The following is a 21,472-nucleotide window of genomic DNA, read 5'->3' on the forward strand; positions in this document are numbered from 1 at the left end:
ACCGGCGGCGTCTGGACCCTTGAGTCGACCACCGCCTAACCGCAGGGCACCCACCCATGCACGACAGGCTTAGACCAAGATCTTCAGCGGTCTTCTAGCCGGTGGAGACCTCCTCGCCCGCCCAGTCGAGGAGCTTGCGCGCGGTGGCGAGGCGGCTGGCCTCGCTCGTCTCGCCCAGGATCACGCCGACGAACGTGTGGTCGTTGCGCACCGCGGCGAAGGTGAGGCAGAAACCGGCGGCCTGGGTGTATCCCGTCTTGAGCCCGATCGCGCCGTACCCGAGGAGGGTGTTGGTGTTGCGCCAGACGTGCGCGCGGTGGAGCTTCGAGGCGGTCACGGCGTGCTTGCGCGCCTTCGCGATCACGGCGATCACCGGATCGTCCAGCGCGATCTTCGCGAGGGCCACCTGATCCCTGGCCGTGGAGTAGCCGCCCTTCGCCGGCAGGCCGTCGGGGTTGGCGTAGCGCGTGTTTCCCAGGCCGAGCCGCTTGGCGGCGGCGTTCATCTTGACGACGAAGCGGCCGGTGCCGGGGCCGTACCGCTCGGCGAGCGCGTGCGAGGCGTCCGCGCCGGAGGGCAGCATGAGCGCGTAGAGCAGGTCGCGAACGGTCAGCCGCTCACCGGCCCGCAGGTTCCCGCTGGTCGCTCCGTTGGCGGTGGCGTGCCGGACGTCGGCCGCCTTGATCGTGATGACGTCGTCGAGCGACGCCTCCTGCCGGACGACGTAGGCCGTCATGACCTTGGTGAGGCTGGCCACCGGGACGCGGCGTGTGTCGCGCTTGGCGAACGGGACCGTTCCCGCCGTCGCGTCGACCAGGTAGGCCGAGCGGGCGGTCACCGCCGGCGTGTCCCGCGCGGTCGCGGCGGTGGCCGTCCCCACCAGTCCGGACGCCATGAAGGCGGCCACGAGCGCGCTGATCAGCCCGATACGCATCCCGACATGATGGCACGATCAGGCGTCCGACTCCCGGCGATGCCGCCGACGACGCCACATGACGAGGGCGGCGAGTGCGGCGATCACCACGGCGGCGACGCCGATCGCGATCGTGGGGGAGTCGGCCGCGATCCTGAGCCAGCCCCAGAGGACGGCGTAGAGTCCGAATGCCGTGATCGGCGCCCAGGTCAGACACCCCATCGCGCTGGCGACGGCATACCACCGGTAGTCGATCCTGAGCACCCCGGCGACCCAGGGGAGGGAGTGCCGCAGGCCGGGCACCCAGAAGCAGCCGTAGACGGCGAGCGCGCCCCAGCGCCGCACGACGTTCTCGACCGCGAGGATGCGCTTCTGGCCGATCTTCCTGCCGACGCGCGACTCGTACAGCTTGGTGCCGAGGAAGCGGCCGATCCAGTAATAGGCCTGGAACACTCCGAACAGCGCCACGGCCCCGATCGCGACGACGAGCCAGAGGGGCAGGCCCAGGAACGAGGCGGACATAGGGTCAGACATTTCCACCTCACCCAGGACATCTCGCTTAGGACAGCCTTACCTTACAGGGCCGCTCGCGCCTCCGACACCCAGCGTTCCACGCCCACCCGCTCCGCGACAGCCAGCGCGTTCTCGTAGTGTTCGCGCGAGGGCAGGCCGAGCCGTACGGCGAGATCGCCCAGCGTCCTGGCCACCGGCCAGAGCGCCACGACGCCCGTTCCGGCTCCGGCGATCCTGTCCCGGAAGGGCACGAGCCGCTCGTACGCCTCCCGCATCCGGGCGGTGTCGGACAGGAGCATGCCCGCGAGGGCCCGCCAGATCAGGGCCAGCTCGTAGAGGAAGTCGGTCCTGACCGGCTCCCGGGACGTCGCTATCGCCCGCGCGTCCTTCAGGTGGCCGGCCGAGGCGAGGGCCAGGGCGTACGCGTCGAGGGTCCACTTGGCGCCGCGGAGATGCGCCTCGCCGAGCGGTTCGACCATCTCGTCCGCGCGTCCCTCGACGAGGTGCAGGCAGAACGTGGCGATCAGCGGGAGATCCTGGCGGCCCTCCAGCATCCCCGCCCGCGCGGTCAGCCTGGCCGCGTTCCGGTAGGCGCGCTCCGCGCCCGCGTAGTCACCCGTGATCATCAGTCGCTGTCCCGCGTACCAGGCGCCGACGGCGGCCGGAGCGGGGAGGTCGTACTGCCGTCCCAGCCGCTCGGCCTGCGCGAGATGGGAGTCCGCCTCGGCGAAGTCGCCGCGGGCCGCCGCGCACTCCAGCAGGACCAGGTGCGCCAGTGTGCGCACCGAGATCTGCCCCGACTCGGCGCCGACCCGCAGCAGTTCGCGGCCGATGGTCTCCCGCTCGTCCACCTGCGTCATGGTGTACGACTGGCGGAGCCTGCCGCTGAGCGCCGTCGCGAGCAGCGAGGGATCCCCGCTGGACCGCGCCAGCTCCTCGGCCTCCAGCGACGCCTGGTAGCCGCGCTGCGTCGCCGACCCCTCGAGTTCGAGCGCCAGCGTGGCCAGCAGGCTCGCCCGCAGGGACTGCTCGCCCGCCGGGAGCTCGACCAGGGCCTTCTCGGTGACGTCGACGATCTCCCAGGCGGTGCGGGTGAAGTCGCGCGCGATGCCCTTGTGCGGAACGGCCAGCGCCGCCGCGACCCGCGCGGTCAGCTCCAGGTCGCCGAGCGGCAGGGCGACGTCCATCGCCTCCCGCCGGTGCGCCCGCGCGGCGGTCATGTCGCCGCTCAGCGCCAGCGCCCTGATCATCCTGAGCTGGAGTTCCAGACGTTCCCGGGGGCCGCCGGAGCGTGCCCGGTCGAACGCCGTGATGGCCCGCTGCCACAGCGACGCCGCCTCGCGGTGCGCGAACCGGCGCTCGGCCTGCTCCGCCGCCAGGCCGGCGTAGCGCTCCGCCTTCGCCGCCGTCTCCACGGTGCCCGCCGCGTCGTAGTGGTGGGCGAGCGCGGCGACGTCGGCGGGCGCGCGCCGCTCGATCACCGAGGCGACCGCGGCGTGCAGCCGCGACCTGCGCAGCCGGGAGGCGTCGGAGTAGATGGTGTCCCGCACCAGGTCGTGGTCGAACCTGAGCAGCCCGGGACCCGGCTCGGTCACCAGGCCCGCCAGCAGGCCGGCCTCGACCGCGTCCACCACCGCGTCCTCGTCCCCGGACACGTCCACCAGCACGTCCACGTCCACGTCCCGGCCGATCACCGCGGCCTGCAGCAGGACCTGCTGCGCCCGCTCGGGCAGCCGGGCGATCCGCCGCCTGAGCACGTCGCGCACTCCGGAGGGCACCTGGGACAGATCCGCCTCCGCCTCGAACAGGCGCACCGTCTCCTTGACGAAGAACGGGTTGCCGCCGGTGCGCTCGACGATCGCGGTGACGACCTCCTCGTCCACGTCGCGCACACACGTCGCCCGGACCAGCTCGGCGACCGACGCGTCGTCCAGCCCGTCCAGCCCGACGCGTACGGGGGCCAGCCGGGCGAGGGCGGCCAGCACGTCCTGCTGCCGGTCGTTCAGCTCGCCCTCGCGGCAGGTGACCACGAGCAGGACCCTGCTGGCGGCGAGCAGGCTGGGCAGGGCGCGCAGCAGCGCGAGCGTCTGCTCGTCGGCCCAGTGCAGGTCCTCAAGGGTGATCAGCAGCGGAGCCTCGCGGGCGACCGCGGAGAGATAGCCGCCGACCGCGCGGTGCAGCCGGAACCCGCCGGACGCCTCGTCGTCGGCGGTGTCCGGCGCGGCGTCGTCAAGCAGCGGCGCCAGGAGCGCGGCGTACTCGCCCGCGCCCCTCCTCGCGATCAGCGCGCGGAGCACCTCGACCCAGGCCCACCCCGGCGGGGTCGCGCTGCTGTCGGGGCAGCCGCCGCCGGCGCTGACCCATCCGTCGAGCCGGCCGGCGAGCTGGCGGACCAGCGTGGTCTTGCCCGCGCCCGCGTCGCCGCCGATGAGCGCGACCGTGAACCTGCCCGCCTGCGCCCGGGGCGCGGCCGCGGCGAGCGTGGCCAGTTCGCCGTCGCGCCCCACGAACGGCTCGGGTTCGAGCGGGGGCAGGGTCCCCGCCTCGACCGGCCTCGGCGGCCACGACGAGGTCACCTCCTGCACCCGGCGCTGGGCCTGCGGCGCCAGGTCGAGGCCGGGATCCTGCGCGAGGATGTCGGCCTCCATCTTCCGCAGCGCGGGACCGGGGTCGATGCCCAGCTCGTCGGAGAGCACCGCCCGGGCCCGGCGGAGCGCGGCCAGCGCGTCCCCCTGCCTGCCGCAGCGGTACAGGGCCAGGGCGAGCAGCCGCCAGCCCTCCTCGCGGAGCGGGTTCTCCGCGGTCAGACCCTCCAGATCGGGGACCGTCTCGGCGTGCAGGCCCATCCGCAGCCCCGAGTCGGCGTACCGCTCGCGGGCCACCAGCCGCAGCTCGCTGAGCCGCGCGACCTCGGCCTCCGCCCACGGCTGCTCGGCGAAGTCGGAGTACGGCGTGCCCTGCCACAGGCCGAGCGCGGACTCCAGCCTGGCCCTGGCGGACTGCGGGTTCTCGTCCAGCCGCTCTCCCGCCGCCCGTACGGTCGCCTCGAAGCGGAGCGCGTCCACCTGCTCGGGCGCGGCGCGCAGGGCGTACCCGGACGCGACCGTCACGAGCAGCCGGGTCGGGCCGCCGCGCGGCCGGTTGGGCTCGATGACACGGCGCAGGCGGGAGATGTAGACCTGGAGGCCCGACTGCGCGCCACGCGCGTCGTCCCACAGGTCGAAGAGCAGTGTGTCGACCGGGACGACCTGGCCTCGGGCGACCAGCAGGCGGGCGAGGACCGCGCGTTGGCGCAGCCCGCCGAGATCGAGTTCCCGACCGTCGTCGTACGCTTCGACCGGTCCAAGAACCCGGAATGCCACTGTGGTCATGGTCGCCTGCGCCGGGGGGTCGCTCGCTGGCAACGGCCTCGTGTCGCGCCCCCTCACTCCCGCACGCGATGCCGCTTCTGGGCGCCACGTTATGCGGGGGAGAGAACACGCACAAGGCGTCGCCGAGCCCGGCTCCTCCGCGGACAAAGTATCGCGTTCGCGCGGAGGGCACGTTGCCACCGGCCTTTCCGGTCAGTCCACCTTGATCGGGTTCCGGTCGGCGGCGCGGCGGCGGAAGAGCGCCCACCCGCCGAGGGCGAGACCGCCCCAGGGGATCTCGATCGTGTACGTCCAGAAACCGAACAGGATGGCGGCGGCGGTCGCGCCCGCCTCCGGCGCGCCGAACGCCACCAGGGCGAGAGCCGTACCGGCCTCCATGAAACCGGCCCCGCTCGGCGTCGCCAGGGCGCTGGTCAGCACCCGCGACAGCGCGAAGACGGCGATCGACTCGGCCAGGCCCGGATAGGAACCGGTGCCGTGCAGGCAGAGCACCAGGATCAGCCACTGGAGGATCAGGAAGGCGACCATCCCGAGGGAGAGCGTCGCCCAGCGGCTGTGCACCACGTCGGTCGTGTCCTTGCGCAGCCGGATGAGCGCGTCCGAGGCCCAGTGCTCCGCGGGGCGGATCCGCCGCGGCGCGAGCCGGACGAGGCCGTCCAGGGCGCGGCCGAGCAACTGGGCCGCGCGCTCCCAGTACAGCGCCGACGCGACCACGGCGACCAGCACGAGGATCGAGATCGCCCCCGCCCAGCCGGCGTTGGCGACCGCCGGGCTCAGCGCCCGCCCGGACAGCAGCAGCGCGAGGATGCCGGCCGCGGGCAGGATGAACCGGAACAGCGTGTTCCAGATGCCGCTGACCAGGGTCATCACCACGATCGAGCGGGTGGTGAACCCCCAGCCGCGTGTCATGCCGAAGGTCAGCGCCACGCCCGCCGCGCCGCCGAACGGCAGCAGGTTGCTGACGGCGCTGCCCGCCGCGTTCAACGTGAGCGCCTGGGCGTGCGTCAGGCCGGGCAGCGAGCCGGTGAGCACGAACGTGTACGCCAGCAGGCTGGCCAGCCAGACGGCCGTCATCAGGGCGATCATCTGCCAGCTCAGCGTGCCGAACAGGCGGCCGATCTCGGACCAGGACACCTTCGCCCCGGTCATCGTGCCGACGATCTGCGGCAGGAAGACGATCAGAGTCGCCGCGAGTCCGAGCGAGGCGATCGACATCGCGACCCGCAACCACTTGCTCATCCTTCAACTCCCCAACACGTCGGCGAACCGCGTACCAGTCTGGTGGCAACGCCGAGTGGTGGGACTCCTTCTTTGGGAGGAGTGTCCCCCTAAGGGGTGGATCACTGGATGGATCAGTGGAAGGGGTGCCGCAGCCGGGTCCCCTGCGGGACGTCCCGCCGGACGTACCACTCCGTGCCGAAGATCAGCCGGTACGCCCAGAACGGGATCTTCAGCAGGACGCCGAGGGTGCGGTCGCCGTCCCCGCCGGTCGTCTGGCTGGCGTGGGCGGCCATCGAGGCCCGTTTCGCCCGGGCGTACCTGCGGACGTTCACCCGGTGGGTGATCACGTGGCTCGGCGAGTAGGCGCTCTCGAAACTTCTCACATCGATCTTGGGATAGAGGCGGGCCGCCAGCCGTACACCCTTGAGGAGCGGGTCGCGGTTGACCGTGGCCTCGAGCACGATGGGCGTCCCGGCGATCTCGGCCGCACGGGTGCCGACGCGGTACACCTGGACGTGGTCGGGGTGGCCGTACCCCCCGGCCGGGTCGTAGATGGTCAGCAGATCGGCGGTCTCCTCCTTGAGCACCGCCGCGAGCCGCTGCGCCGCCTCCTCCGTGTCCGCGTCGATGAACGCGTCGTCCGGGCGGTCCTCCGCCACGCCGCCGTCGATGGCCAGCCCGGAGTCGCCGTATCCGAGCAGGACGACCCGGGCGCAGCCGAGCGCCGCCGCCGACGTGTGCAACTCGTCCATGCGGGCCCTGGCGAGCTCCTCGCCGTGGGGCAGATCGGCGAGGCCCCGCTCCCCGGCGGTCGCGACCACCAGCACCACCCGATGGCCCTCCGCGGCCAGCATCGCCATCGTCCCGGCAGTCAGCAGCGCCTCGTCGTCAGGATGAGCGTGAAAGAAGACTGCGGTTCTCGACACAGCGCAATGATTCCACGCCGCGGGACCGACGGTTTGATGGTGGCCCCGGCCTCTGCCAGTCTGGTTTGGTGAGGATCCTTCACATCAGTGACTGTTACCTCCCGCGACTCGGGGGCATCGAGGTGCAGGTCGCCGACCTCGTCGGGATGCAGCGAGAGGCGGGTCACACCGTCGAGGTGGCCACCGCGACCCCCGGGGAGCCTCTTGCGGGAGTGCGCCGCCTCACGGCCGGGCTCCCGTTCGACCTCCCCGTGCACCCCCGCGGCACCCTGCACCTGATCCGGTTGATGACCGGCTGGCGGCCCGACGTCGTGCACGTCCACGCGGGCGCCGTCTCGCCGTTCGCCTGGCAGGGCGTGCGCGCCGCCGTACGGGCCGGGGTGCCGGTCGTGGTGACCGTGCACAGCATGTGGGATCCCGTCACCTCCGGCGTCTACCTCGGCCTGCAGGCCGCCTTCGAATGGCGGCGCTGGGGCATCGCCGTCACGGCGGTGAGCGAGGCGGCGGCCCAGCCCATCCGCGCCGTGGCCGGCGCCGGCGTTCCGGTGCACGTCGTCTCCAACGGCCTGGACGTCTCCGCCTGGCGACCCGCGGCCGGCGGTGCCGTACGCGGTGCCGTACGCGGGGGCGGGGAGGCGGGCGCGGACGGCGTGCACGTGGTGGCGGTGGGGCGGCTCGCGCCGCGCAAGCAGCCGGTGCGCCTGCTCAAACTGCTCAAGGCGGCCCGCGCGAAGGTGCCCGCCACGATCGCGATGCGCGCGACGATCGTGGGCGAGGGGCCGGCCCGCGCCTCGATGGAGCGTTACCTGCGGTCCCAGGGGATGGGCTGGGTGTCGCTGCCGGGCCGCTTCAGCCGGGACCAGATCAAGGAACTGCTCGGCTCGGCCGACGTGTTCGTCGCCCCCGCGCCGCGCGAGTCCTTCGGGCTGGCGGCGCTGGAGGCCAGGGCGGCCGGGGTGCCCGTGGTCGCGCGTTCCCAGAGCGGGGTCGCCGACTTCATCCAGCCGGGCAAAGAGGGCCTGCTCGGCCGCACCTTCGACGAGCTCGCCGCGTCGGTCGCGCGTCTGGTGCGCGACGAGCGGCTGCGGACCTCGATCGCCGCGCACAACCGCGAGGTGGAGCCGGTCGCCTGTTCCTGGCCGACCGTGCTCGACGGTTTCGAGCGCTGTTACGACCTGGTCCGCGGCACGCATCCGTGAGTCGGCACACCGGATCGGACCATGACGAAATCAAGCAGCGAACACAGTGGGGTCAGAAGGGAAGGACGCGCCCGGAAGGGGTGCGCAGGTCGATGGGCTGGGGTCGCCTCGGCGGCCGAGGCCGCGAGGTGATCTGGACTCTCTTCATTCCGGCCCTCCTTTTGGTTTCATGATTCCCAACTACGCGTCAGGATCACCCGCTCCTGGTCACTAGTAGGTATCGCATTCCGTACGGAAGCGTCAGGGGCTGACCGGCTCCCGGGAGGGCGGGAGACGGCCTCGGAGACGACCGCGGGGCGAGAAAGGGTGCGTCCCGCGTCGAGATTCGTCCAGGCGACGCCCCCGGTTGGCGTGGCGGATGGACCCGCCGCCGCGCGGTCGTCGATTCTTGCGCGAGCGGATCTCTTCCTGCGAACTCCGAGACTCCGAAAGGATCGCCATGGGGATCACTCGTGCTGTGTCCGCCCCTGTCGGCCGAGCCGGCTTCGTCGCTCTCGGCGTGACCATGCTCCTCGCCGGTTGCGGCTCCGGGGGAGAGCGGGGGCGGCAGACCGGCGCCGCGGCGAGTCCCGTGTCGGCGACCGCGACGAATACCGTGCCGAGTCCCGTACCGAGTCCCGTGTCGAGTGTCCAGCCGTCGACACCCGGCTCCTACCGCGCCACCGGGAGTCCGCGGGGGGCGTCCCACGCGACCGGCCCCGCTGCGTGCCGGGACGCGGACTGCGAAGTACAGGTCCGGCCGGGTGACCGGCTGAAGATCGACAGCCGGTTCGGCCTCGACGCGATCACCGTCGAATCCGTGAGCGCCGGAGAGGTGCGGCTGGGATTCACCGGCTCGTCGGGCGGGATGAGCGTCGACGGCGACAACGCCAGCGTCACGGGGAGTTGCACCAACGGGCGCTGTCACGATCAGGGACAGATGTCGTTGACCACGAGCAGGCCGGGTCGCATCAACGACATCCGGCTACGCCTGGTGAAAGCGGACTCCTCGCGCGCGGTCCTGGTGCTCACGCCGGAATAGGGGCCGGGGGCGGGAGGGGCTCAGCCCCCCATGTTCCCGCCGTTCCCACCCTGCTTCACGTTGAGGATGTCGATGGAGACGCTTATCCTCCCCGCGTTGTCGCTCAGGCAGAAGTCGCCGTCGTTGATCCGCAGCGACAACCATCCGGAGTAGGACGCCGCGTATCTGGCGGACGTGTCGACCGCGAAGGGCGTGCCACCCCGGTGGGCGATGAGCGTGCCGTACGGCGCGGTCGTCACGATCTTGCAGCCGTGAACGATGGCGGCGTCGACCCGGTTCGGATAGCCGGTCGGGCCGACTCTGCCGTACCTGGCCCGGTCGACGGTCCACGATCCGCTCAGGTAGGTGACGCGGTACGTCTGGCCCTTGCGGATGTAGACGCCGGTGTTCTGCCAGCCCCAGGCGGCGTTGACCCGGATGACACGGGCGGACGCCGCCTCGGCGGTTCGCGGGGGTACCAGGATCAGGGTGGACAGGCCGGCCAGCGCGGCGGCGGCCGTACGCATGACGGCTCGGGACATGGCTCTCTCCTCGCGGGGGGACGGGACCGACGGAGCGCTGTCGTGCGGCAGCGGAAGAGCACGTGTGCCCCGAACATATGACACGGTTCTGTGCGTATCCAGTGCCTATCCGGTTGGGTGTACCGGTAGACCCCCGCGGGGCTGGAGGATTGGCTACGGGATAAGTACTGATTCGCGGCGATTTTGGAGTGCGCGGTCGATCTGTCGCTCCATGATCATTGATCTTTCGTGATCGTCTTCGGTCGCGGCGAGATTCCGCGCGACGCGGAGTACGGCTCTCGCGACGTCGTGGAGGCGCGTTTCCCTCGGCCGGTCGTCGGCGAGCGGGTCGAGTCCGAGGACATTCAGCATCGCGCGCACCGACCGGCATTTCCCCACGGCGCTTTCCTGGTCGCCGGAATTGAGCGCCGCATGTCCCTCGGCGACCGTCGCGTGCGCGACCGACAGCGCCCGCGGCACGTTGAGATCGCCGTCCATGGCGTCGCTGAACTGGGCGGGAAGGCCGGAGCCCGCGGCCGCGCCGACGCGGAGCACGAACCGCTCCATCCGCCGGTAGGCGGTGGCCGCCTCCTCGACCGCCGCCACGGAGAATTCCATCGGCGACCGGTAGTGGGCGGCCGCGAGGTAATAGCGGAGTTCCATCGGGCGTACGCGGTCGAGCAGGGTGTGCACGGCGAGTGGATTGAGCGCGTGCTTTCTTATCTTCTCGCCCCGGTGGGTGACCGGCCCGTTGTGCACCCAGAACCGTGCGAAAGAATCCCCGGCCGCCCGGGACTGGGCGAGTTCGTTCTCATGGTGCGGAAATATCAGGTTCGCGCCGCCGCCGTGGATGTCGAATTCGTGACCGAGATATTTCCGGGCCATCGCCGAACATTCCAGATGCCATCCGGGGCGGCCGTCGCCCCATGGGGCGTGCCAGATCGGCTCGCCCGGCTTCGCCCGCTTCCACAATGCGAAATCGCGCGGATCGCGCTTTCCGTGCTCGTTCTCCTCGGTTATCCGGATTTTCTCCGGCCGTTGCCGGGAAAGCGATCCGTAGTCCGCGAACGAGTCGACCTCGAAATAGACGTTCCCCTCGGACTCGTAGGCGTGACCCGCCGCGAGAAGCTGCTCCACGAGCTCGATCATCTCGGGGATGTGGCCGGTGGCCCGGGGCTCCACGCTGGGCGGAAGGCACCCGAGCGTGGTGTAGGCCCGGTCGAAGGACCGGTAGACGGGATCGGTTATCCGCCACCACTGGATCCCCTCGGAAAGGGACCTGCCGATTATCTTGTCCTCGATGTCGGTGACGTTCCGGCAGAAAAGCACCCGGTACCCGCTGTGGCGCAGCCAGCGGTGCAGGATGTCGAAATTCACCTGAGATCTGATCTGACCGATATGCGGCGGCACGACCACGGTGGGGCCACAAAGATAAATCGATGCCATTCCCGGAATTCTCGGGATGAAATCGCGGACCGTGCGGCGGTGCGTATCGTAAAGGCGAAGACCCACCTAGCCCAGGGTAAGCGACTAATCCGCTCGCTGTCGACAGCATGCCATAGTCTCCGGTCCGCACATCCTGAAATGCGGATTGTGAGGCCGGGCGAAGGGGGAATAGCGGCTGCCGCGACCGTGCTATCGGCGGATCACGTGCAGTACGCTGGCGATGCGCTCGGCGGCGGTGACGACGTCGGAGGCGTGCCCGATCCGACCGGCCCATGACAGCCAGTACCACCACTCGCCGTCGTTGGTGTCCGACGCCAGCACGTCCTCGGCCATGGTCGGCTCCATGGGGTTGACCACGCGCAGGCGTGGATAGAGCCCGGCCGGCGCGGTCAGGCGGACCTGGAAGGAGTGGGCTTCGAGCTGGGCGGCCAGCCGCTCAAGGTGGTCCATCGCCTCGTTGCGATCTGCCTTCATGGGGGTCTCTCCGGGGACGTCGGGACCTTTCTCCGAAAAGCGTGAACTCCCGCGGACCTACCGGCAATCCACCCCAATCCGCGAAACCGTGCAATAACCAGGGAACTCACCGGCATTCCGTGGAACACCCTCGGATCCCGGGCCACGAACCCATAACGGTACGGGGGGTTGCGTGCGTGCCGGTTAACCTGTGGGAAATATCCGTAACCAGGCGACACACTCCAGCAGCGAAGGGCAGGACCATGGCCCGAGGAGAGCATTCCCCCGCGTGCGCTCGTCGCTGGCGCGAGCAGGCCGAGGTTCGGCAGTGGACACCGTGGCAGACGGTGCAGGCCATCCACGGATGTTGCGGCGTGAGCATGCTGAAGGCGCATCGGCTCGCGCGGGGGTGGTCGGCCCGGCAGGCGATCGAGGAGCTCGAATACCTCTGCGAGCAGCACGCGCTGGGTCTGCCGAGGGCCAGCATCGACCTGCTGAACGCCTGGGAGAACAACCGGGCCAGGCCGCGCCCCCAGACCATCGACCTGCTGGCCCGGCTCTACAAGGCCAACGCCGTACGGCTCGGCATGGCGGCGGACTACTGCGAGGACACGGGCGGGCAGAAGGTCGTCGTGGTCGCGGCGGGTCAGCCCGACGAGCCGGTACGCGTCGACGACGCGGGGGACGACACCGAGCGGCGGGCGCACTTCCACCACGCCGCGCTCATGGGAACGCCGAACGGCCGGTTCTTCGCGGAGGTCGAGGGGACGAGGCACGACCTCGACCGGGCGCTCGCCACCGGCACCGTCACCGAAGACCAGCTCGACCGGCTGGACGAGCAGGTGCTGCGCTACCGCAGGGAGTACATGACGACTCCGCCGATGCCCATGCTCTGCCGGGTGATGCTGGAGATCGCCGACGTGCGCAAGCTGACCGTGATGCGGCAGCCGTCCTCCGCGCAGCGCCGCCTGCTCACCGCGACCACGATGCTCGCCCTCCTGTCCGCGGACGCGCTGATGAAGCTCGGCGACACGCGGCAGGCCCACGCCTGGTACGGCACGGCCAGGGCGGCGTCCGACGACGTCGGGGACCTGCGGCTGCGGGCTCTGGTCCGGGCGCAGCAGACGATGCTGCTCTACTACTACGGCGACCTCAACGAGACCGTACGGCTGGCGCGCGAGGCGCGGATGCTGGCCGGGTCGGCGCCGAGTTCGCCGGCGGCCCTCGCGGCGGCGGCCGAGGCCCGCGCCCTCGCCCGGATGGGGAACGGCAAGGCGGCCAGGGTGGCCCTCGCCGAGGCCGAGCAGATCTTCGCCAGGATGCGGGGCCTGAGCCAGGACGACCTGGCGTTCGTCTTCACCGAGAAGCGCATGCTGTTCTACCGGACCGGGACGCTGATCGAGTTGGGCGACGCGCAGCCGATGCAGGCGATCGACGCCTTCCCGCCCGGTTTCCAGACGATCGACCCCGCGCTGATCCTGCTGGACCAGGCGTCCCACCTGGCCAGGCACGGCGATCAGGAGGAGGCGTGCCGGATCGCCGCCGAGGCGCTGACCCAGGTCCCCGCCGAGCACCGCACCTCGATCGTGGTGACCCGGGCCAAGGCGCTGCTGACCGACGTGGATCCACGGACGCCCGCCGTACGGCATCTGAACCGGGTGCTCGCCGAGTCGTCGGCGCGGCTCGCCCTATGAACCTTTCCGCGAACCTGTCACCCGGCATGTCGTCGAACCTGTCGTCGAACACGTCGTCGAGCGAGTCGTCGCTGTCCGACGAGGCGTACACCGTGTTGCGGGACGTGTGCCGCCAGATCGGGGTGGACGCCGGGGGAGCGCAGCTCATGCGGCTGCGCAGCAACGCCGTGTTCAAGCTGCGCGGCGACATGGTCGTGCGAATCGCCACGGCCCCGGACGCGCTGACCCGGCTGCCCGTGGTCCTGGCCGTCGCCCGCTGGCTCGCCGACCGCGGCTTCCCGACCGTCCGGCCGGTGGACGAGATCCCGGGCCAGCCGATCGTCCACGCGGGGCGTGCGGTCACCTTCTGGCGGTACGTCCGGTCGCGGGGCCGCCCGACCACGCGCGAGCTCGGCCGGGTGCTGCGCAACCTGCACAGGGAGCCGGTGCCGCCGATGGCGCTGCGCCGTCTCACCGACCCGCTGGCCGAGGTGCGGCACGCGGTCGAGCACCGCGCCGAGGTGCTGACGCCGGGTCAGCGGGCCTGGCTGAGCGACCGGATCGAGCACCTCACCTGGGGCTGGCAGGCACTGGAGACCGGGCCGCCCGTGCTGTTGCACGGCGACGCGTGGATCGACAACCTGCTGCGCTGCCAGGACGGCCACGTCGTGCTGTGCGACTGGGACGGCGTCGCCGTGGGGCCCCGCGAATGGGACCTCGTGCACACCTATCACGGGCAGCGCCGGTTCGGCCTGACCGCGGCCGAGGTGGACGCGTTCGCCCACGCGTACGGCTCGGATCTGCGGCACTGGCCCGGATACAGCACCCTGATGGAGGTCAGGGACATGTACGCCGTCGGCATCCACATCCGCAACGCCTCCGGTGATCCCTTCTCCAGGCAGGAGCTGCCCAGACGGCTCGACTCGCTGACGCGGGGGGACGGTCACGCCCGGTGGTACATGGCCGCCACGAGCTAGACGCGGCCCGAACCCGGAGGACCGACCCGGACATCCCTAGGGGGAGAGTCGGGGACGCGTCCGGCCGATCTCCGATGGGAGGAAGACGATCTCCTGGCCACAGTGATGAGTCATGGGCATCGTGTTGGGATATGCGGCGATTATCACTGGTGCGGCGGGGATGGTGCTTCTGCACCTCCTCTCCGGACTCAACCCCCTCCAGGACATGATCAGTGACTACGTGTTCACGCCGCACGGCTGGCTGCTGCCCGCATCGCTGTCGCTGCTCGCGCTGGGGGCCGCCGCCCACGCCGTACGGCTCGCGCGCCTGGACCACAGGGCGGCGCTGCTGGTCGGCGGATGGGCCGGTTGCATGCTGCTGGTCGCGGGCTTCCCCACCGACCGGCCGGGTGCGTCCCTCTCGATGTCCGGCGAGATCCATCGCTGCGCCGCGTTCGTGGCGTTCGTCTGCATGCCGCTGGCGGGCCTGCTCGTGGCCAGGCGGACCGGATCGCGCCTCGTCCACGCCCTCAGCCTGATCGGGATCGGGTCGCTCGTCCTCGTGACCGTGCCGTACGCGGTGCGGGCGGTGGGGCTCGACCCGGGAGCGGTGCCCGCGGGTCTCACCCAGCGTCTGACGGTCGTGTCCGAGGTGGCCGCGCTGTTCGCGATGGCGCTGCTCGCGGGGGCGTCAGCCGCCGCAGGCCGCGAAGGTGTACGCGTCCTTCGGCAGCGAGTAGGTGTCCCTGACCTTGCCGGCCCCGGTCTCGGTGTCGAACTCCCCGATCCACATGCTCTTCCCCCGGTCGATGTGCACGGTGACCTCGTTCTCGCCGGTCCAGTCGACCATGTAGGGCGCGGTCTTGCCGGGCAGCTTGACGCGGAGGCTCCGGACGAGCTGGTCGGTGGCCATGTCGTACAGCTTGAGACTCGATCCGGCGAAGACGGCGACGGTACGGCCGTCGGACGACAGCGCGCGCGGCGAGTTGTTCACGACGACCTGTGGCGGCTCGATCCGGGCCAGCTCGGTCCCCGAGCTGTCGTAGGCGACCAGCGCGGTGGTGTTGTCCTCGGTGCCGAGCTCGGCGAGGACGCTCTCGCCGTCACCGCTGAAGCTCGCGTTGACGGCGGTCGCGGGCAGGGCCGTGCCCTGGCCCGGGTCTGACACGTCGTACACGCGGCTCGGCTGCCGGTCGTCCTTGGCGTCGTAGTAGTCGAGCAGCAGGTGCCCGCCGTCCTGCGACAGGCTGATCCCGGCCGACACCATGCTCAGGCCCTTGATCCTGGGCATCACGTGGACCGCGCCGCCCACCTCGCGCACGACGAGCCGGCGGTCGCTCTTGCGGAAGTACGCCACGGAGCGGCCGTCGCCGCTGACCGCGATGGGCGCCGCCATGTACTCGACGCTCTTGCCCTTGGCGTCACGCGGCCAGACGAGCGCGTCGGACAGCGGCATGACCTTCCCGCTGTGCATGCTGAGCCGCCAGGATCCACAGGGCGTGTTGCCGTACTCCTTGTCGGGGCATCCCTTCACGGAGGCGTACCTGATCATGTCGTGCGCGCCTGCCCGCGCCTGTGTCTGTGTCCGCGCCTGTGCCTGTGCCTGTGCCTGGGCCGCCGTGGCCGGCGCTCCCACGGCCCCCAGCGTTCCCAGGGCCAGCGCGGCGATCGCGAGGCGGGCCGGCACCCGTGCGGCCGGCCGGATCATCGTGTTCATGAGCTTCCCCTCTCTCCCCATGGATTAGATCGGCGGCTCGCCCGTTCGGTTGATCACAACTCCGCATCAACGTTCAACTCCTTGTCACATACATGGCAAATGGTGTCAATGACGTGAATCACCGCGAGGCGCTACGAATGATCTGTCCCCGTCATGAGGAGATCCTTCGTGCCCAGTGTCAAGCGCGCCTCCGCGGCCCTGCTCGCGGCGGCGCTCGTCTCCGTGCCCGCCTCCGTCGCGGTCCTCACGGCCGTCCCCGCCGCCGCGGCGTCGGCCGCCGTCGTCATCAGTCAGGTCTACGGCGGCGGAGGTAACGTCGGCGCGACCTACAGGAACGACTTCATCGAGCTCTACAACGCGAGTGCCGACCCCGTGGACATCGACGGCTGGAGCGTCCAGTACGCGTCCGCGATGGGCACCTCGTGGCAGGTCACGCGACTCAAGGGTGTGATCGGCCCCGGCAGGCACTACCTGGTGCAGGAGGCGGCCGGCACCGGCGGAACCGTCGACCTGCCCGACGTGAACGTCTTCGGCACCATCCCCATGGCCGGAGCCAACGGCAAGGTCGCCCTCGTCTCCGGCGCCGCCGAGCTGACCTGCGGCGCCGACTGCGACAAGGCCCCCGGCGTCGTCGACTTCGTCGGGTACGGCAACGCGAACGACTTCGAGACCAAGGCGACGCCCGCCCTGTCGAACACCACGGCCGCCGTGCGCGGCGGCGCCGACACGGACGACAACTCGGCCGACTTCACCGTGGCCGCCCCCAACCCGCGCGGCTCGGGAACCAGCGGGGGGACGCCCACCACGATCCACGAGATCCAGGGCGCCGGCCATGTCTCGCAGCACGTCGGCAGGAAGGTCGCGGGGATCACCGGCATCGTCACCGCGGTCGGGCCGAAGGGTTTCTACTTCCAGGAGCCCGACGACGAGGCCGACGCCGACCCGGCCACCAGCGAGGGCATCTACGTCTTCACCGACGACGCGCCCGTGGGCGTCGCGGTCGGCGACGCCGTACGGGTCGGGGGGACGGTCACCGAATACCGGTCGAGTGGCTCCCAGCTCTCGCTCACCGAGCTGAACGCTCCCACGGTGACCGTGGTCGGGCACGGCAACCCGCTGCCGTCCACGGTCCTGATCGGCCCCGGCGGCAAGGTCGCCCCCGACCTCGCCCGTACCGACGAGCCCGGCGACGTCGAAGCGGCGAGTACCTTCGACCCGACGGCGAACGCCCTCGACTTCTACGAGGCGCTGGAGGGGATGCTGGTCCGGGTCGCCGACTCCGAGGTCGTCGGGCCGACCAACTCCTTCAACGAGATCACGGTCCTGCCGGGCGGGCAGGGCGGGCTGCGCAGCCCGCGCGGCGGCGTCCTCTACGGAAGCTACGCCGACCAGAACGGCAAGCGGATCATCCTCGACGACGACCTGGCCCCGATGCCCGTGGCCAACGTGGGCGACCGCGTCCCCGGCGCGGTCGACGGCGTGATGAGCTCGGGCTTCGGCAACTACCGGATCCAGGCGCTGCGCACCCCCGCCGTGACGAGTGGCGGCATCACCCCCGAGGTGACCCGCGCCGACCGCAACGGCGAGCTGTCGATCGCGACGTACAACGTGGAGAACCTCGACCCGTCGGACCCGGACGAGAAGTTCGCCCGGCTGGCCAAGGGCATCGTCACGAACCTGTCCTCGCCGGACATCGTGGCCGTCGAGGAGATCCAGGACAACAGCGGCGGCACGAACGACGGCGTGGTCGCCGCCGACCAGACGTACGCCAAGCTGATCGCGGCCATCGCCGCCGCGGGCGGTCCGACGTACGACTACCGGCAGATCGACCCCGTCGACGGCACCAACGGCGGCGAGAAGGGCGGCAACATCCGGGTCGGCTTCCTGTTCAAGGAGGGCAAGGGGCTGAAGTTCAACGACCGGGGAGCGGGCGACGCCACGACGGCGACCGGCGTCACGCGGCACGGCAATCGCGCCGAGCTCACGCTCTCCCCGGGCCTGATCGACCCGGCCAACGCGGCGTTCGCGGGCTCGCGCAAGCCCCTCGCCGGTGAGTTCACCTACCGGGGCAAGCGGATCATCGTGATCGCCAACCACTTCGCCAGCAAGGGCGAGGACCAGCCGCTGATGGGCCGCTACCAGCCGCCTGCCCGGCTGAGCGAGGTCCAGCGGCACGCCCAGGCGACCGCCGTCCGCGGCTTCGTGGACGAGATCAAGAAGATCGACCGGGACGCCGGAGTGGTCGTGCTCGGAGACCTGAACGACTTCGAGTTCTCCACCACGACGGACATCCTCGTGGGCGCGGACGGTTGGCTCGTCGACCTGCCGCGCACTCTCGCGCCCGCCGAGCGGTACACCTACGTGTACCAGGGCAACTCGCAGGCGATCGACCACATCCTGGTCTCCCGGTCACTGAGCGCCCGCGTGGACTACGACATCGTCCACGTCAACGCGGAGTTCGCGGACCAGGCCAGCGACCACGACCCCCAGGTCGTACGGATCAGGCACTGACCGCGTCCCGCGTCTGAGGCGCGGTCCGCGAGACGGAAAGACCCCCGCCGATGTGTCGTGACACGCCGGCGGGGGTCGATCGATTCCCCTAGATGAGGCCGAGCTCCTTGACCGCGTCGCGCTCCTCGACGAGCTCGCGGACCGAGGCGTCGATGCGCTCGCGGGAGAACGCGTCGATCTCCAGGCCCTGGACGATCTCCCACTTGCCGCCCTTCGAGACGACCGGGAAGGAGGAGATGATGCCCTCGGGCACACCGTACGAGCCGTCGGACGGGATCGCGGCCGAGGTCCAGTCACCCTCCGGGGTGCCGTTGACCCAGTCGTACACGTGGTCGATGGCGGCGTTGGCGGCGGACGCGGCGCTGGACGCGCCCCGGGCCTCGATGATCGCGGCGCCGCGCTTGGCCACGGTCGGGATGAACGTGTCGCGCAGCCACGCCTCCTCGACCTGCTCGGCGGCGACCTTGCCGCCGACCTCGGCGTGGTAGAGGTCGGGGTACTGCGTGGCGGAGTGGTTGCCCCAGATCGTCATCTTCTTGATGTCGGCGACCGGGACACCCAGCTTGGTGGCGAGCTGCGAGAGCGCGCGGTTGTGGTCCAGGCGGGTCATCGCGGTGAAACGCTCGGCCGGGACGTCGGGCGCGGCCGACTGCGCGATGAGGGCGTTGGTGTTGGCCGGGTTGCCCACGACGAGCACGCGGATGTCGTCCGCGGCGTGGTCGTTGATGGCCTTGCCCTGCGGGCCGAAGATGCCGCCGTTGGCCTGGAGGAGGTCGCCGCGCTCCATGCCCGCGGTGCGGGGGCGGGCGCCGACGAGCAGCGCCACGCTGGCGCCGTCGAAGGCCTTGTTGGGGTCATCGGAGATCTCGATGCCGCGCAGCAGCGGGAACGCGCAGTCATCCAGCTCCATCGCGGTGCCCTCGGCGGCCTTCAGCGCGGGAGTGATCTCCAGCAGGCTCAGCTTCACCGGGGTGTCCGCGCCCAGGAGCTGGCCCGAGGCGATGCGGAAGAGCAGCGCGTAACCGATCTGGCCGGCCGCGCCGGTGACGGTCACTTTGACGGTCATGACGATCCCCATTCGCGATAGGTGTGACCTCCGGATGCTACTCGCCCGCCCCCATAGGGGCCGCGAGCAGGTCGGCCTTCACCCTCCTTCCATCTTCCGACAACCTCGCGTCGGCCATCGTCAGGACCCTGTCCACGAGCGGCAGCGTGCCGAGGTCGTGCGTGACCATCACGGTGGCCAGGCCGTTCTCCCTGGTGAGGCCGGCGAGCAGCGAGACGATCCGGATGCCGCGCTCGTGGTCGAGCGCGCTGGTGGGCTCGTCCACCAGCAGCACCTCGGGCCGGTTCATGAGCGCGCGGGCGATGTTGACGCGCTGCCGCTCGCCGCCGGAGAGCTGGTGCGGCCGCTTGTGCTCCTTGTCCGCCAGATCGACGGCGATGAGCAGTTCGCGGGCCCGTACGGCCGCCGCGCGCGGCGAGGCGCCGGAGATGTGCGCCATGACCAGGAGTTGTTCGAGCGCGGTCAGCGAGGAGAGCAGGTTCGACTGCTGGAACACCACGCCGACGTGGTCGCGGCGGATCCGGGTTCTGGCGGCCGGCGACGCGCCGGACACGTCGTGCCCGGCCACGGTCACCCGCCCGGAGTCGGGTGTGAGGAGCATGGCGGCGACGGCCAGCAGGCTGGACTTGCCCGAGCCGGAGGGGCCGACCACGGCGGTGAACTCGCCGCGTGCGACGTCCAGGTCGACGTGGTCGAGCGCGGTCAGGGTCCGGTCGCCGTCGGGGTAGGTGAGGACGACGTCGTCGATCCGGAGGGTCATCGGGAGGCTCCAAGCGCGGTCAGAGGGTCGACGGAAGTGATCTTGCGGATGGCCAGCGCGGCGCCGGCCGCGCCGAGCAGGATCATCACGGCCACCGGCACGGCGGTGGTGGCGGCGGACAGGACGAACGGGACCGCGTCCCCGGCCAGGGCACCGGCTCCCGCACCGAGCGCCCCGCCGATCCCCGCGCCCAGCAACAGCACGACGACGGCCTGGGCGAGCGCGTCGCGCAGCAGGTAGCCCGTGCTCGCGCCGAGTGCCTTCAGAACGGCCACGTCGCCGCGGCGCTGGATCGTCCACACGGTGAAGAACGCGCCGATGACCAGCGCGGAGATCGCGAACAGGAACCCCCGCATGAGCTGCAGGGAGCCGTTCTCGGACGAGAACGAGCCGATGGCGGCGGGCGCGTCGTCCCGGTCCACGGTCACCGTGCCCAGGCGCGTGTCGGCGGCGGCGAGATCGGGATCCCCCGAGGTGCGCAGCGTGATCACGGTGGCGACGGCGTCCTGCCCGGCGGTCCGCTGCCAGTCGCCGATGCTGATCCAGGCCACGGGGGCATGGCTGTACGAGGCGGCCCCCGCGGTCGTGGAGACGGTGAAGTCCTGCCCGGAGATCCGCACCGTGGTGCGCTTCCCGCCCGGTTCCCCGCCCGGTTCCCCGCCCAGTTCCTCGGCCAGGCCGGAGGAGAGGACCACCTCGCCGTCCCGGACGTTCTCGACGCCGAAGACGGCGGCGCCCGTGCCGCGCTCGCCGGAGGTGACCCGGCCCATGGTGATCCCGAGCCGCTCGGCGGCGGAGACGCCGGGGACCCGCTGCCATTCCCGCCACATCGTGTCGGTGACGCGGCTGTCGGAGAACGAGGGCGCGGAGTCCCCGGAGGCGGCGAAGACGACGCGGTCCGCGGGCAGCTCCGTGATGGCGGAGATGTTCTCCCGGGCGAGCCCGGCGGTCAGGCCGGACAACATCGTCACGAGCAGGGTGATGAGCAGGACGACGGCCCCCATCAGGGCGAATCGTCCCTTGGCGAAGCGTAGATCTCTCAGTGCCACGAACACGGCGTGTGTCTCCCCGGCGGTGGTCTGGTGGTTCGGTCTCTCGGTCGGTGTCCAGCCTGGGACGGGGAGCGGGTCCGGCACATCGTGAGGACGAGCGGCGGCGGGTCGTCCCTTAGGGTGCGCCGGAATACACCTTTCGGACGATGCGGAAGATACGGAACCGGATCGGGC

At 71.1% G+C, this 21,472-nt stretch carries 16 protein-coding genes and 2 pseudogenes; 6 read left to right on the plus strand and 12 right to left on the minus strand.

The genetic code is table 11. The features are described 5' to 3' along the window. Positions 1-94: 94 nt before the first annotated feature. From IMZ11_RS35085 to IMZ11_RS35105, 5 genes are all read right to left on the minus strand, one after another. Entirely contained in the window at positions 95-934 is an 840-nt protein-coding gene (locus IMZ11_RS35085; protein ID WP_228646736.1) for a D-alanyl-D-alanine carboxypeptidase family protein, read from the minus strand. Positions 935-952: 18 nt separating this feature from the next. Continuing rightward, positions 953-1,447, minus strand: a complete 495-nt coding sequence (locus IMZ11_RS35090) for a DedA family protein (RefSeq protein WP_228646737.1) — start codon at positions 1,445-1,447, stop codon at positions 953-955. A 41-nt stretch (positions 1,448-1,488) separates the two neighbouring features. Beyond that, complete coding sequence (locus tag IMZ11_RS35095) at positions 1,489-4,797, minus strand: AfsR/SARP family transcriptional regulator (protein ID WP_228646738.1); 3,309 nt, start codon at positions 4,795-4,797, stop codon at positions 1,489-1,491. Between the two features lie 192 nt (positions 4,798-4,989). After that, on the minus strand, positions 4,990-6,036 hold the full coding sequence (locus IMZ11_RS35100; protein ID WP_228646739.1) for a lysylphosphatidylglycerol synthase domain-containing protein: 1,047 nt from the start codon (positions 6,034-6,036) through the stop codon (positions 4,990-4,992). Between the two features lie 113 nt (positions 6,037-6,149). After that, the gene (locus IMZ11_RS35105; RefSeq protein ID WP_061258700.1) at positions 6,150-6,944 is read right to left on the minus strand and encodes a PIG-L deacetylase family protein; all 795 of its coding nucleotides are present in this window, start codon (positions 6,942-6,944) and stop codon (positions 6,150-6,152) included. Between the two features lie 68 nt (positions 6,945-7,012). Here IMZ11_RS35105 and IMZ11_RS35110 point away from each other — a divergent pair, with 68 nt between their 5' ends. Continuing rightward, positions 7,013-8,143: a glycosyltransferase family 4 protein gene (locus IMZ11_RS35110; protein WP_228646740.1), complete on the plus strand. Its 1,131-nt coding sequence runs from the start codon at positions 7,013-7,015 to the stop codon at positions 8,141-8,143. Between the two features lie 439 nt (positions 8,144-8,582). Beyond that, on the plus strand, positions 8,583-9,164 hold the full coding sequence (locus IMZ11_RS35115; RefSeq protein ID WP_228646741.1) for a hypothetical protein: 582 nt from the start codon (positions 8,583-8,585) through the stop codon (positions 9,162-9,164). Positions 9,165-9,184: 20 nt separating this feature from the next. Here IMZ11_RS35115 and IMZ11_RS35120 read toward each other — a convergent pair whose 3' ends face one another. The 3 genes and pseudogenes from IMZ11_RS35120 to IMZ11_RS35130 all read right to left on the minus strand — a co-directional run bounded on the left by IMZ11_RS35120 (position 9,185) and on the right by IMZ11_RS35130 (position 11,584). Next, a complete protein-coding gene (locus IMZ11_RS35120; protein ID WP_228646742.1) occupies positions 9,185-9,685 on the minus strand; it encodes a hypothetical protein in 501 nt (166 codons plus the stop codon). 172 nt (positions 9,686-9,857) lie between these two features. Beyond that, positions 9,858-11,176 (minus strand): annotated as a pseudogene (gene cysS / locus IMZ11_RS35125) (cysteine--tRNA ligase); the annotation flags it as partial. A gap of 123 nt (positions 11,177-11,299) precedes the next feature. After that, the gene (locus IMZ11_RS35130) at positions 11,300-11,584 is read right to left on the minus strand and encodes a hypothetical protein (RefSeq protein WP_228646744.1); all 285 of its coding nucleotides are present in this window, start codon (positions 11,582-11,584) and stop codon (positions 11,300-11,302) included. A 359-nt stretch (positions 11,585-11,943) separates the two neighbouring features. On the opposite strand from IMZ11_RS35130, the gene IMZ11_RS35135 reads away from it, so the two are divergent. The 3 genes and pseudogenes from IMZ11_RS35135 to IMZ11_RS46820 all read left to right on the plus strand — a co-directional run. Continuing rightward, a complete protein-coding gene (locus tag IMZ11_RS35135) occupies positions 11,944-13,257 on the plus strand; it encodes a helix-turn-helix transcriptional regulator (RefSeq protein ID WP_228646771.1) in 1,314 nt (437 codons plus the stop codon). Continuing rightward, positions 13,254-14,213 carry a phosphotransferase enzyme family protein gene (locus tag IMZ11_RS35140; RefSeq protein WP_228646745.1) on the plus strand — a complete coding sequence of 320 codons (960 nt, stop codon included), beginning with the start codon at positions 13,254-13,256 and terminating at the stop codon, positions 14,211-14,213. Before IMZ11_RS35135 ends, IMZ11_RS35140 begins: the two co-directional genes overlap by 4 nt. A gap of 160 nt (positions 14,214-14,373) precedes the next feature. Continuing rightward, positions 14,374-14,811: pseudogene (locus IMZ11_RS46820) on the plus strand (DUF998 domain-containing protein); the annotation flags it as partial. A 72-nt stretch (positions 14,812-14,883) separates the two neighbouring features. Here the strand turns inward: IMZ11_RS46820 and IMZ11_RS35150 are convergent. Further along, positions 14,884-15,909, minus strand: a complete 1,026-nt coding sequence (locus IMZ11_RS35150; protein ID WP_228646747.1) for a hypothetical protein — start codon at positions 15,907-15,909, stop codon at positions 14,884-14,886. 168 nt (positions 15,910-16,077) lie between these two features. On the opposite strand from IMZ11_RS35150, the gene IMZ11_RS35155 reads away from it, so the two are divergent. Continuing rightward, the gene (locus IMZ11_RS35155) at positions 16,078-18,420 is read left to right on the plus strand and encodes a lamin tail domain-containing protein (protein ID WP_228646748.1); all 2,343 of its coding nucleotides are present in this window, start codon (positions 16,078-16,080) and stop codon (positions 18,418-18,420) included. Between the two features lie 88 nt (positions 18,421-18,508). Here IMZ11_RS35155 and IMZ11_RS35160 read toward each other — a convergent pair whose 3' ends face one another. The 3 genes from IMZ11_RS35160 to IMZ11_RS35170 are packed head-to-tail and all read right to left on the minus strand — an operon-like array spanning position 18,509 to position 21,301. Then, a complete protein-coding gene (locus IMZ11_RS35160) occupies positions 18,509-19,486 on the minus strand; it encodes a malate dehydrogenase (protein WP_228646749.1) in 978 nt (325 codons plus the stop codon). A 37-nt stretch (positions 19,487-19,523) separates the two neighbouring features. Next, positions 19,524-20,246 (minus strand): ABC transporter ATP-binding protein, encoded by a 723-nt coding sequence (locus IMZ11_RS35165; protein WP_228646750.1) that lies wholly within the window; start codon positions 20,244-20,246, stop codon positions 19,524-19,526. After that, positions 20,243-21,301, minus strand: a complete 1,059-nt coding sequence (locus IMZ11_RS35170; RefSeq protein WP_228646751.1) for an FtsX-like permease family protein — start codon at positions 21,299-21,301, stop codon at positions 20,243-20,245. Before IMZ11_RS35170 ends, IMZ11_RS35165 begins: the two co-directional genes overlap by 4 nt. Positions 21,302-21,472: the final 171 nt, after the last annotated feature.

It is taken from the genome of Microtetraspora sp. AC03309 (assembly GCF_020826795.1).
Taxonomy (GTDB): domain Bacteria; phylum Actinomycetota; class Actinomycetes; order Streptosporangiales; family Streptosporangiaceae; genus Microtetraspora; species Microtetraspora glauca.